The sequence below is a fragment of the Pseudomonas nitroreducens NBRC 12694 genome (genome assembly GCF_002091755.1).
Lineage (GTDB): Bacteria > Pseudomonadota > Gammaproteobacteria > Pseudomonadales > Pseudomonadaceae > Pseudomonas > Pseudomonas nitroreducens.
This window is the reverse complement of record NZ_BDAI01000012.1, coordinates 83,160-95,504: the sequence shown is the minus strand read 5'-3', so window position 1 is coordinate 95,504 and position 12,345 is coordinate 83,160. Positions and strand designations below refer to the sequence as shown.

Below are 12,345 nucleotides of genomic sequence, written 5' to 3'. Positions count from 1 at the left end.
AAATCCTGATTCGAGAGTCATCCATGAGCACTTCCCACCTTTTCGCCCTCACTCCCGGCGAGCCCGCCGGCATCGGTCCCGACCTCTGCCTGCTGCTGGCCCGCGAAACTCAACCGCATCCGCTGGTTGCCGTCGCCAGTCGTGAACTGCTGGCAGAGCGTGCCGCGCTGCTGGGGCTGAACATCGACCTGCAGGAAGTCGGCCCCGGCAACTGGCCCGATGTCGCTGCTCCGGCCGGCAGCCTTTATGTCTGGGACACCCCGCTGGCAGCGCCGGTCGAACCGGGCAAGCTGAACCAGGCCAACGCCGCCTATGTGCTGGAAACCCTCACCCGCGCCGGCCAGGGCTGCCTGGACGGGCATTTCGCCGGGATGATCACCGCCCCCGTGCACAAGGGCGTCATCAACGAAGCCGGCATCGCCTTCTCCGGCCATACCGAGTTCCTCGCCGATCTCACCCACACCGCCCAGGTAGTGATGATGCTCGCCACCCGCGGCCTGCGCGTTGCCCTGGTGACCACCCACCTGCCGCTGCGGCAGATCGCCGATGCCATCACCCCGGATCGCCTGGAGCGCGTCACCCGCATCCTGTACGCCGACCTGCGCGACAAGTTCGGCCTGGCCAACCCGCGCATCCTGGTCTGCGGCCTGAACCCCCACGCAGGCGAAGGCGGCCACCTCGGCTGCGAAGAGATCGACGTAATCGAGCCAACGCTGGAGCGCCTGCGCACCGAGGGCATGCAGCTGATCGGCCCGCTGCCGGCCGACACCCTGTTCACCCCCAAGCACCTCGAGCACTGCGACGCCGTGCTGGCGATGTACCACGACCAGGGCCTGCCGGTGCTCAAGTACAAGGGGTTCGGCGCGGCAGTGAACGTCACGCTGGGCCTGCCCATCATCCGCACCTCAGTGGACCACGGCACCGCGCTGGACCTTGCCGGCACCGGTCGGATCGACAGCGGCAGCCTGCAGGTTGCCCTGGAAACCGCCTACCAGATGGCCGAAGCCGGCGCCGCGAAAGGCTGATCACCAGCATTCCGTTCGGCCAGCGTTTCGTGCTGGCCGTCGCGGACTGGTAAACTGATGGTTTTTCCGCCTCCAGCTGGCCGCCTCAGGCGTCCGGCTGCTCTCCGGAGCCTTCGATGTCCGAACTCTTCCAGCACCGCGCCCGTAAACGCTTTGGGCAGAACTTCCTGCACGACGCCGGGGTGATCCACAAGATCCTCCGCGCCATCGCCGCCAAGGAAGGCCAGCACCTGCTGGAAATCGGCCCAGGCCAGGGCGCCCTGACCGAAGGCCTGGTGGACAGCGGCGCGAAGCTCGATGTGATCGAGCTGGACCTGGACCTGATCCCGCACCTGAAATGGCGCTTCGGTCTGAAGCCCAACTTCAGCCTGCACCAGGGCGATGCGATGAAGTTCGACTTCTCCAGCCTGATCGCCTCCCCCGAGGACAAGTTGCGCGTGGTCGGCAACCTGCCCTACAACATCTCCACCCCATTGATCTTCCATCTCCTGGACCATGCCTCGCTGATCCAGGACATGCACTTCATGCTGCAGAAGGAAGTGGTGGAGCGCCTGGCCGCCGAGCCGGGCAACGGCGACTGGGGCCGCCTGTCGATCATGGTGCAGTACTTCTGCCGGGTGGATTACCTGTTCACCGTCGGCCCCGGCGCGTTCAACCCGCCGCCCAAGGTCGAGTCGGCCATCGTCCGGCTGGTGCCCTACGCTGAACCGCCCCATCCGGCCAAGGATCACCGCGTGCTGGAACGCATCGTCCGCGAAGCCTTCAACCAGCGCCGCAAGACCCTGCGCAACACCCTGCGTACGCTCATGAGCGTCGAGGACATCGAAGCCGCCGGCGTCGACCCGACCCTGCGTCCGGAGCAACTGAGCGTCGCCGACTTCGTCAGCCTGGCTAACCGTTACAGCGAAACCAACCCGGAAGCCGAGCAAGGACCGAGCGCATGAGCGATCCCCGCTACCAGGTCAGCGTCAGCGTCACCACCCGCCACCTGCCCGAGCAATCGCAGCCGGAGCAGCAGCGCTACGTGTTCGCCTATACCGTGACCATCCACAACCACGGCGAGTTGGCCGCCAAGCTGCTGACCCGCCACTGGATCATCACCGACGGCGATGGCCACGTGCAGGAAGTCCGCGGCGCCGGCGTCGTTGGCGAAAAGCCGCTGATCGACCCGGGGGCCAGCCACACCTACACCAGCGGCACCGTGATGGCGACCAAGGTCGGCAGCATGCACGGCAGCTACCAGATGGTCGCCACCGACGGCCACCACTTCGATGCCGAGATCCCGGCGTTCCGCCTCGCCGTCCCCGGGGCGCTGCACTGATGGCCACCTACGCCGTAGGCGACCTGCAAGGCTGCCTGGAGCCGCTCAAGTGCCTGCTGGAGCAGGTGAGGTTCGACCCGGCCCAGGACAAGCTCTGGCTGGTGGGCGACCTGGTCAACCGCGGTCCGGCGTCGCTGGAAACCCTGCGCTTCCTCCATGGCATGCGCGAATCGCTGGTCTGCGTGCTGGGCAACCATGACCTGCACCTGATCGCCGTGGCCTACAACGCCGAGCGCCTGAAGAAGAACGACACCCTGCGCGAGATCGTCGAGGCGCCGGATTGCGCACAACTGATCGAATGGCTGCGGCAGATGCCGTTGGTCCATCACGACGCCGTTCGCGACATCACCCTCGTACACGCCGGCATCCCGCCGCAGTGGGACATCGACAAGGCCCTGCAGCGCGCCGCCGAAGTCGAAGCCGCTCTGCGCGACGACACTCAGTTGCCGATGTTCCTCGATGGCATGTACGGCAACGAGCCGGCCAAGTGGGACAAGAAGCTCAACGGCATAGCGCGACTGCGGGTGATCACCAACTATTTCACGCGCATGCGCTTCTGCACCCCGGACGGCAAGCTCGACCTGAAGTCCAAGGAAGGCCTGGACACCGCGCCGCCCGGCTACGCGCCCTGGTTCAGCTATGCCGAGCGCAAGGCCGCCGGGCGCAAGATCATCTTCGGCCACTGGGCCGCGCTGGAAGGCCAGTGCGACGTCCCCGGCCTGTTTGCCCTGGACACCGGCTGTGTGTGGGGCGGCAGCATGACGCTGATGAACGTCGATACCTTCGAGCGCATCCAGTGCAGCTGCGCCGATAAACCAGAATGATTGCAGCGGGGCCACAGGCTCCGCGCCTTGCGAGGTACTACCCATGAGCGACTTCAAGCGCATCGCCCCCGACCTGGCCCAGCAGCTGCGCGAAAACGGCGCCCAGGTCGTCGACATTCGCGACCCGCAGAGCTATGCGATGGGCCATATCAGCGGTTCGCGGCACATCGACAACTACTCGGTAGCCGACTTCATCCGCGAGGCCGACATGGACGCACCGCTGGTCGTGGTCTGCTATCACGGCAATTCCAGCCAGAGCGCGGCGGCCTATTTCGTCCAGCAGGGCTTCTCCGAGGTCTACAGCCTCGACGGTGGCTTCGAGCTGTGGCGCAGCGTCTATCCCGCGGATACCAGCGCAGGCGGCTCCGACTGAAAGCCCCTACGAAAGAGGCGGATTAGCCCCTTCAAAAAATCTGTAACTTCTCGCGCTTTCGTCCTTTACACATCTAAGAACGAACTATCCTTTCCCTCAGGCCATCCAAAAAAGGGAGAGCCGGCACACCGGCTTCCGGTTAATCGGCAGTGACCATTGGGGCGGATCAGGGCAGTCGCCAGGTTCCGTTGGAGTTCTGGGGGATTCTCGCCGGTACCACTGGCAGCCCGACCGCACCCGCACAGACCGATCCGGCGCCGGCTCCATGCATCGAGCGAGGAGACGTCATGAGCATTTTCAGTCACTTCCAGGAACGCTTCGAAGCGACCCGTCAAGAGGAGTACTCCCTCCAGGAGTACCTGGACATCTGCAAGCAGGACAAGATCGCCTATGCCACCGCCGCCGAGCGGATGCTGATGGCCATCGGCGAGCCTGAACTACTCGACACATCCGTCGATTCCCGCCTGTCGCGAATCTTCTCCAACAAGGTGATCCGCCGTTATCCGGCCTTTGCCGACTTCCATGGCATGGAAGAGTGCATCGACCAGATCGTCTCCTTCTTCCGCCACGCCGCCCAAGGCCTGGAAGAGAAGAAACAGATCCTCTATCTCCTGGGCCCGGTCGGCGGCGGCAAATCCTCCCTCGCCGAAAAGCTCAAGCAACTGATGGAGCACGTGCCCTTCTATGCGATCAAGGGCTCGCCGGTGTTCGAGTCGCCCCTGGGGCTGTTCAATCCCGACGAAGATGGCGCCATCCTCGAGGAAGACTACGGCATCCCGCGTCGCTACCTGCGCTCGGTGATGTCGCCGTGGGCGACCAAGCGCCTCAACGAATTCGGCGGCGACATCAGCCAGTTCCGCGTGGTCAAGCTGCACCCTTCGATCCTCAACCAGATCGCCATCGCCAAGACCGAACCTGGGGATGAGAACAACCAGGACATCTCCGCGCTGGTCGGCAAGGTGGATATCCGCAAGCTGGAAGAATTCCCGCAGAACGACGCCGACGCCTACAGCTACTCGGGCGCGCTGTGCCGGGCCAACCAGGGCCTGATGGAATTCGTCGAGATGTTCAAGGCGCCGATCAAGGTCCTGCACCCCTTGCTCACTGCGACCCAGGAAGGCAACTACAACAGCACCGAAGGCCTCGGTTCCCTGCCCTACAGCGGCATCATCCTCGCCCACTCCAACGAATCGGAGTGGCACAGCTTCCGCAACAACAAGAACAACGAAGCCTTCATCGACCGCATCTACATCGTCAAGGTGCCGTACTGCCTGCGCGTCTCCGACGAGATCAAGATCTACGACAAGCTGCTGATCAACAGCTCCCTGGCGCACGCCCACTGCGCGCCGGACACCCTGAAGATGCTTTCGCAGTTCTCCGTGCTGTCGCGCCTGAAGGAGCCGGAAAACTCCAACATCTACTCGAAGATGCGCGTCTACGACGGCGAGAACCTCAAGGACACCGACCCCAAGGCCAAGTCCATCCAGGAATACCGCGACACGGCGGGCGTCGACGAAGGCATGGCCGGGCTTTCGACCCGTTTCGCCTTCAAGATCCTGTCCAAGGTGTTCAACTTCGACCCGCATGAAGTGGCCGCCAACCCGGTGCACCTGCTCTACGTGCTGGAACAGCAGATCGAGCAGGAGCAGTTCCCGCCGGAAACCCGCGAACGCTACCTGCGCTTCCTCAAGGAATACCTGGCGCCGCGCTACGTCGAGTTCATCGGCAAGGAAATCCAGACCGCGTACCTGGAGTCCTACAGCGAGTATGGTCAGAACATCTTCGACCGCTACGTGCTGTACGCCGACTTCTGGATCCAGGACCAGGAATACCGCGACCCGGAAACCGGCGAGATCCTCAACCGCGCCGCCCTCAACGAGGAACTGGAGAAGATCGAGAAGCCGGCCGGCATCAGCAATCCGAAGGACTTCCGCAACGAGATCGTCAACTTCGTCCTGCGCGCCCGCGCCGGCAACAACGGCAAGAACCCCAGCTGGCTGTCGTACGAGAAGCTGCGCGTGGTGATCGAGAAGAAAATGTTCTCCAACACCGAGGACCTGCTGCCGGTCATCAGCTTCAACGCCAAGGCGAGCAAGGAGGATCAGCAGAAGCACAACGACTTCGTCAAACGCATGGTCGAGCGCGGCTACACCGAGAAGCAGGTGCGCCTGCTGTCGGAATGGTATCTGCGGGTTCGCAAGTCGCAGTAGTCTGCCATCGGCGCGGCGGTTTCCGCCGCGCCGGTCGCCGTCGCATTCGGACCTGTCCGGAGCGGCTCTACGCCGCCTCGCAGCAGGCCCTGAGGAGCATTCATGAGCTACGTCATCGACCGGCGTCTGAACGGCAAGAACAAGAGCACGGTGAACCGCCAGCGCTTTTTGCGGCGTTACCGTGAGCACATCAAGAAGGCGGTAGAAGAAGCCGTCAGCCGCCGCTCCATCACCGATATGGAACATGGCGAGCAGATCAGTATTCCCGGCCGCGATATCGACGAACCTGTCCTGCACCACGGGCGCGGCGGCAAGCAGACCGTCGTCCATCCCGGCAACAAGGAATTCACCACCGGTGAGCACATCCCGCGTCCCCAGGGGGGCGGCGGTGGCCGTGGTGCCGGCAAGGCAAGCAACCAGGGCGATGGGATGGACGACTTCGTCTTCCAGATCACCCAGGAGGAATTTCTCGACTTCATGTTCGAGGACCTGGAGCTGCCCAACCTGGTCAAGCGCCACCTCACTGGCAGCGACACCTTCAAGACCGTGCGCGCCGGCATCAGCAACGAGGGCAATCCCTCGCGGATCAACATCGTGCGTACCCTGCGCTCGGCGCACGCCCGGCGTATCGCCCTCTCCGGCTCCACCCGCGGCAAGCTCCGCGCGGCGCTGGCCGAACTGGACCGGCTCAAGCGCGAGGAACCGGACAACCTCGGCGACATCCAGGAACTGGAGCAGAAGATCGCCGGCATGCGCGCACGCATCGACAAGGTGCCGTTCCTGGATACCTTCGACCTCAAGTACAACCTGCTGGTGAAGCAGCCCAACCCGACCTCCAAGGCCGTGATGTTCTGTCTGATGGACGTCTCGGGCTCCATGACCCAGGCCACCAAGGACATTGCCAAGCGTTTCTTTATCCTTCTCTACCTGTTCCTCAAGCGGAACTACGAGAAGATCGAAGTGGTGTTCATCCGCCACCACACCAGCGCCCGCGAAGTAGACGAGGAAGAGTTCTTCTATTCCCGCGAGACTGGCGGCACCATCGTTTCCAGCGCGCTCAAGCTGATGCAGGAAGTGATGGCTGAGCGCTATCCCACCAACGAATGGAACATCTACGCCGCCCAGGCCTCGGACGGCGATAACTGGAACGACGACTCGCCGGTCTGCCGCGACATTCTGATGAAGCAGATCATGCCGTTCGTCCAGTACTACACCTACGTCGAGATCACCCCGCGCGAGCACCAGGCGCTGTGGTTCGAGTACGAGAAGATCCGCGACACCTTCGAAGACAGCTTCGCCCAGCAGCAGATCGTCTCCGCCTCGGACATCTACCCGGTGTTCCGCGAGTTGTTCCAGAGGAGGCTCGTCGCATGAGCAAGCGCCAGCCGATCGCCACCGGCTCGGAGTGGACCTTCGAGCTGATCCAGCAGTACGACCGCGAGATCAGTCGTCTCGCCGAGCGTTATGCGCTGGACACCTACCCCAACCAGATCGAGGTCATCACCGCCGAGCAGATGATGGATGCCTACGCCTCCGTCGGCATGCCCATCGGTTACAACCATTGGTCCTACGGCAAGCACTTCCTCAGCACGGAAAAGAACTACAAGCGCGGTCAGATGGGCCTGGCCTACGAGATCGTGATCAACTCCGACCCGTGCATCGCCTACCTGATGGAGGAAAATACCCAGTGCATGCAGGCGCTGGTGATCGCCCACGCCTGCTACGGGCACAACAGCTTCTTCAAGGGCAACTACCTGTTCCGCACCTGGACCGACGCCACTTCGATCATCGACTACCTGGTGTTCGCCAAGTCCTACATCAACAAGTGCGAGGAGCGTTACGGCATCGACGCCGTGGAAGACCTGCTGGACTCCTGCCACGCCCTGATGAACTACGGCGTAGACCGCTACAAGCGACCCTACCCGATCTCCGCCGAGGAAGAGAAGCAGCGCCAGAAGGAGCGCGAGGAGCAGATCCAGCGCCAGGTCAACGACCTCTGGCGGACCATCCCCAAGGCCACCGGCAAGGACAAGGAACAGGGGCTGGCCCGCTACCCCAGCGAGCCGCAGGAAAACATCCTCTACTTCATCGAGAAGAACGCCCCGCTGCTGGAGCCCTGGCAGCGCGAAATCGTGCGCATCGTGCGCAAGGTGGCGCAGTACTTCTACCCGCAGCGCCAGACCCAGGTGATGAACGAAGGCTGGGCGACCTTCTGGCACTACACCCTGATCAACGACCTCTACGACGAAGGGCTGGTCAGCGACGGCTTCATGATGGAGTTCCTCCAGTACCACACCAGCGTGGTCTACCAGCCGGGCTTCGACAGCCCCTACTACAGCGGCATCAACCCCTACGCGCTGGGCTTCGCCATGTACCGCGACATCCGTCGCATCTGCGAACACCCCACCGAGGAAGACAAGCGCTGGTTCCCGGACATCGCCGGCAGCGACTGGCTGGCCACCATCAAGTTCGCCATGAAGAGCTTCAAGGACGAGAGCTTCGTCCTGCAGTTCCTCTCACCCAAGGTCATCCGCGAGTTCAAGCTGTTCAGCATCCTCGACGACGACCAGAAGGACGACATGCTGGTCGACGCCATCCACGACGACGACGGCTATCGCAAGATCCGCGAAACCCTGGCTGCGCAGTACAACCTCGGCAATCGTGAACCGAACATCCAGATCTGGGATGTCGACCGCCGCGGTGACCGCTCGCTGACCCTGCGCCACCAGCAGCACGACCGCAAACCGCTGGGCGAATCCACCGACGACGTGCTCAAGCACCTGCACCGCCTTTGGGGCTTCGATATCCATCTGGAAACCCTGCAGGGCGAGAACATCGTCAACACCTTCCACATGCCCCCAAAGGGTGAACGCGACAGCGAGGAGGGTTACCCCCGGCTCGACCTGATCATCCCACCCATTTGATCGGTTGACCGGAGCAGCAGGCGTGACAAGCATGGCGGCAACCCCGCTGGAGACCGCCATGCGCCTGTTCGCCATTCTCCTGCTCTGCCTCGCTGTCGCGACCTGCAGCAACCCCGTCCCCCACGCCCAGGTCGCGCATCCCGCCGATGCGCGCCTGGCCGGGCTGCGCGACTTCCAGCTGATGCCACCGGAAAACGCCGTCGACGCCCTGCCCTACCGCAGTCGCTACCCCCTGATCAATGCGCAAGTGCGCCAGGGCCTGATCGAGCGCGGCTACCGCGAGAGCGCGGGCCCGCAGATCCGCGTCTACTACTGGCTGGCGCTGCAGGATGCGCCGCTGGAATTCAAGGTCGATACCCCGCCGCCCAATCCGTTGGGCCCCTATCTCGCCATCCATCGCCTGCGCGACGAGACCGGTACCCTGCGCCTGCGTCTGACCGATGCGCAGGAGCAGACCCTGTGGGAAGGCACCGTCAGAACCGGCCTCAGTCCCGCCCACGCCAGCGCAACACTCCTGCAGGACGCCATCGGCGCCCTCGTTCAACAGATTCCCGCCGCCACGCCCTAGGTGCGCGTCGCCCCCTTTCGCGAGCAAGCTCGCTCCTACAAGAGCCGGGGCGTGCGCAACCTGTCGGAGCGAGCTTGCTGGCGAACCGCCTCAATCCCCAGAAGCCACCGAGCTTGCCCCACCCGCCGCAAACCCCGAAGCTATCCCCCAGAACAGGAGACAGCTTCATGCAGATCTACAAGGTGGGCGGCGCCGTGCGCGATCGCCTGCTCGGCATCCCCTTCAGCGACACCGACTGGGTAGTGGTCGGCGCCAGCGCCGACGAGATGCTCGCCCAGGGCTATCGGCCGGTGGGCGCCGACTTCCCGGTGTTCCTCCACCCGAAAACCGGCGAGGAATATGCCCTCGCCCGCACCGAACGCAAAAGCGGGCGCGGCTACGGTGGCTTCACCTTCTACGCCAGCCCCGACGTCACCCTCGAAGACGACCTGATCCGCCGCGACCTGACCATCAACGCTATGGCCGAGGACAATGACGGCAAGGTCATCGACCCGTACCACGGCCAGGAGGACCTCGAAGCCCGCCTGCTTCGCCACGTTTCCCCGGCCTTCGCCGAAGACCCGCTGCGCGTGCTGCGCGTCGCCCGCTTTGCCGCGCGCTACGCCCCCCTGGGTTTCAGCGTGGCGCCGGAAACCCTGGCACTGATGCGTGAACTGTCGGAATCCGGCGAACTGGAAGCACTGACTGCAGAACGCAGCTGGAAGGAAATCTCCCGTGCCCTGATGGAATCGCGCCCGGACGTGTTCATCCAGGTCCTGCGCGACTGCGGCGCCCTCGCCGTGCTGATGCCGGAAGTGGACGCCCTGTTCGGCGTGCCGCAACCGCCGCAGCACCACCCGGAAGTGGATACCGGCGAACACGTGCTGGCCGTATTGCGCGAGTGCGCCCAATACGACCAGCCGCTGAGTGTGCGCTGGGCCTGCCTGGTCCACGACGTCGGCAAGGGCGAAACCCGCAAGGAAGACTGGCCCAAACACCACGCCCACGAACACCTGGGCCTGCCGTTGATCGACGCGCTCAATGCGCGCTTCAAGGTGCCCCGGGATTGTCAGGAGCTGGCGCGACTGGTCGGCGAGTACCACACCCACTGCCACCGTGCGCTGGAGCTGCGGCCGACCACCGTTCTGGAATTGCTGCAGTCCTTCGATGTGTATCGCCGCCCGCAACGCTTCGAGGAGTTTCTCGCCGCCAGCGAGATGGACGCCCGCGGTCGCCATGGGCTGGAAGATCGCGACTACCCGCAGGCGGAATACTTGCGCGGCGCAGCGCAAGCCGCACGCGCGGTCGCTGTGCAGCCGCTGCTGGAGAAGGGATACAAGGGGGCGGAGCTGGGCGAAGCGCTCAAGCGTGAGCGTCTGAATGCCCTGAAGGCCTACAAGGAAAGTTACACCGCGTGATACCAGGGGGGTGCCTTGTAGGAACGAGTGGGACGGCTAGTTCTTGCTCGCGCCCCCCAGCGCTGGTGCCGCCGGATACATCGCTCGCGAGCAAACGCGTTCCTACAGAAAAGCCATCAGGGCGCCGAGTGCGCCCCGATCAGCGCCGCCGGCGTCAGCTCAGCGCCCCGCCACTGGAAGGGCACCGGCCAGAGCTTTTGGGCGATCTGCGCGTCCGACCAGAGCTCGGCGAACGAACGTTGAGCCCCCGGATGCTTCACCTCGGGAGCCAGCAACGCCAGCGGCCAGAGCACGAAGGCGTTCTTCAGCACTTCTGCGCGCGGCAGCGTCAGGCCATCGAACTCGCCATGCAGGTCGCCGTACAGCAACACGTCGATATCCAGCGGCAGGCCCTTGCGCTCCGGCGCATAGCGGCCGTTGTCCGCCTCGATGTGCTTGAGCCGCAGGCTCAACTCCGCCAGCGGCAGGTCGGTGCGCGCCACGATCACGAAGTTGTAGAAGGGGCCGCTGCGAATACCCACCGGCTCGCTCTCGAACACCGGCGAACAGCGGATATCCTCGAGGAACTCGTCCAACGCCTCCAGCCCCGCGAGCAGGTGTTGCTCCCGGTCGAAGTTGCTGCCCAGCCCGAGGTACACCGTCGTCAGCGGCATCCGCGTTCGATCTCCACACCTACGCCGATGGCGGCCGCAACGGCACCGGGCTTGGTGACCTTCAGGCGCAGCCACTGGATACCGAACTCGGCCATCAGCAACTCGGCGAGGCGTTCGGCGAAGGTCTCCACCAGTTGAAAATGCGCGTCACGGGCGAAGGCCATGACCCGCTCGGAGAGCACGGCGTAGTCCAGGGCCTTGGCGATATCGTCGTCGGCCGCCGCCGGGCGGTTGTCCCAGCCCAGCGTCAGGTCCAGGCGCAGGCACTGCCGGATACCCCGTTCCCAGTCGTAGACGCCGATCACGGTGTCCACTTCCAGCCCCTCGATGAAAACTCTGTCCACTGACTGCATGCTCCAAGGCGACACGACAAGCGGCCGACGCCCCGTTAGAATCGGAAACGACCTCGTCTCCGGTGGAAACCATGTTCTGGTTCTTGGCGATCCTCGCCTACCTGCTCGGATCACTGTCCTTCGCGGTACTCCTCAGTCGCCTGTTCGGCACTGCCGACCCGCGCGCCAGCGGCTCGGGCAATCCCGGCGCCACCAACATGCTGCGCCTGGCCGGCAAGAAGATCGCCATCCTCACCCTGCTCGGCGATCTCGCCAAGGGGCTGCTGCCCGTACTCATCGCCCGCCTGCTCGGCCTGTCCGACATGCAGCAGGCCTGGGTCGGGCTGGCAGCGGTAATCGGCCACCTCTACCCGCTGTACTTCAACTTCCGTGGCGGCAAGGGCGTTGCCACCGCCGCCGGCATGCTGCTGGCGCTTTACCCTCCAGCCGCGCTGCTCGCGGCAGTCGCCTGGCTGGTGACTTTCAAACTGTCGCGCACCAGCTCGCTCGCATCCCTGGTCGCCACGCCGCTGACCCTGCCGCTGCTGGCCTGGCAGGAGCCGTCGGCGCTGCTGCCGATGACCGTGCTCACCGGTCTGATCGTCTGGCGTCACCGCAGCAATCTGCGCGATCTCATCGCCGGACGCGAGCGTCACTTCTAGAGCCGCGAGCTTCCCGACCCGCGTACCACGCTGCAAGCGAAAAAACGGCCCATGCC

The 12,345-nt window shown here is 64.2% G+C and carries 13 protein-coding genes; 11 read left to right on the top strand and 2 right to left on the bottom strand.

All coding sequences use genetic code 11. The features are described from left to right. Positions 1-23: 23 nt before the first annotated feature. The 10 genes from pdxA (at position 24) to PNI01S_RS23485 (ending at position 10,642) form a co-directional block, all read left to right on the top strand. A complete protein-coding gene (gene pdxA / locus PNI01S_RS23530) occupies positions 24-1,025 on the top strand; it encodes a 4-hydroxythreonine-4-phosphate dehydrogenase PdxA (RefSeq protein WP_038803510.1) in 1,002 nt (333 codons plus the stop codon). Positions 1,026-1,141: 116 nt separating this feature from the next. Next, on the top strand, positions 1,142-1,969 hold the full coding sequence (gene rsmA, locus PNI01S_RS23525; RefSeq protein WP_037012842.1) for a 16S rRNA (adenine(1518)-N(6)/adenine(1519)-N(6))-dimethyltransferase RsmA: 828 nt from the start codon (positions 1,142-1,144) through the stop codon (positions 1,967-1,969). After that, complete coding sequence (apaG, locus tag PNI01S_RS23520; RefSeq protein ID WP_024763605.1) at positions 1,966-2,346, top strand: Co2+/Mg2+ efflux facilitator ApaG/CorD; 381 nt, start codon at positions 1,966-1,968, stop codon at positions 2,344-2,346. The genes rsmA and apaG overlap by 4 nt, the downstream gene beginning before the upstream one ends. Beyond that, the gene (locus tag PNI01S_RS23515) at positions 2,346-3,170 is read left to right on the top strand and encodes a symmetrical bis(5'-nucleosyl)-tetraphosphatase (protein ID WP_024763606.1); all 825 of its coding nucleotides are present in this window, start codon (positions 2,346-2,348) and stop codon (positions 3,168-3,170) included. Before apaG ends, PNI01S_RS23515 begins: the two co-directional genes overlap by 1 nt. Positions 3,171-3,213: 43 nt before the next feature. Further along, entirely contained in the window at positions 3,214-3,543 is a 330-nt protein-coding gene (gene glpE / locus PNI01S_RS23510; protein WP_024763607.1) for a thiosulfate sulfurtransferase GlpE, read from the top strand. 287 nt (positions 3,544-3,830) lie between these two features. Beyond that, positions 3,831-5,753: a PrkA family serine protein kinase gene (locus PNI01S_RS23505; protein ID WP_038803509.1), complete on the top strand. Its 1,923-nt coding sequence runs from the start codon at positions 3,831-3,833 to the stop codon at positions 5,751-5,753. A gap of 102 nt (positions 5,754-5,855) precedes the next feature. Continuing rightward, complete coding sequence (locus tag PNI01S_RS23500) at positions 5,856-7,127, top strand: YeaH/YhbH family protein (protein WP_024763608.1); 1,272 nt, start codon at positions 5,856-5,858, stop codon at positions 7,125-7,127. Further along, positions 7,124-8,677 carry a SpoVR family protein gene (locus tag PNI01S_RS23495; protein ID WP_024763609.1) on the top strand — a complete coding sequence of 518 codons (1,554 nt, stop codon included), beginning with the start codon at positions 7,124-7,126 and terminating at the stop codon, positions 8,675-8,677. The genes PNI01S_RS23500 and PNI01S_RS23495 overlap by 4 nt, the downstream gene beginning before the upstream one ends. Before the next feature lie 58 nt (positions 8,678-8,735). Then, a complete protein-coding gene (locus tag PNI01S_RS23490; RefSeq protein WP_065085721.1) occupies positions 8,736-9,245 on the top strand; it encodes a DUF4136 domain-containing protein in 510 nt (169 codons plus the stop codon). 167 nt (positions 9,246-9,412) lie between these two features. Continuing rightward, positions 9,413-10,642 (top strand): multifunctional CCA addition/repair protein, encoded by a 1,230-nt coding sequence (locus tag PNI01S_RS23485; RefSeq protein WP_084359390.1) that lies wholly within the window; start codon positions 9,413-9,415, stop codon positions 10,640-10,642. 116 nt (positions 10,643-10,758) lie between these two features. Here the strand turns inward: PNI01S_RS23485 and folK are convergent, their stop codons facing one another. Further along, complete coding sequence (gene folK / locus PNI01S_RS23480; RefSeq protein ID WP_065085699.1) at positions 10,759-11,295, bottom strand: 2-amino-4-hydroxy-6-hydroxymethyldihydropteridine diphosphokinase; 537 nt, start codon at positions 11,293-11,295, stop codon at positions 10,759-10,761. Then, positions 11,286-11,639 (bottom strand): dihydroneopterin aldolase, encoded by a 354-nt coding sequence (folB, locus tag PNI01S_RS23475; protein ID WP_015475255.1) that lies wholly within the window; start codon positions 11,637-11,639, stop codon positions 11,286-11,288. Before folB ends, folK begins: the two co-directional genes overlap by 10 nt. Before the next feature lie 80 nt (positions 11,640-11,719). On the opposite strand from folB, the gene plsY reads away from it, so the two are divergent. Beyond that, positions 11,720-12,289: a glycerol-3-phosphate 1-O-acyltransferase PlsY gene (gene plsY / locus PNI01S_RS23470; protein WP_024763613.1), complete on the top strand. Its 570-nt coding sequence runs from the start codon at positions 11,720-11,722 to the stop codon at positions 12,287-12,289. Positions 12,290-12,345 lie beyond the last annotated feature (56 nt).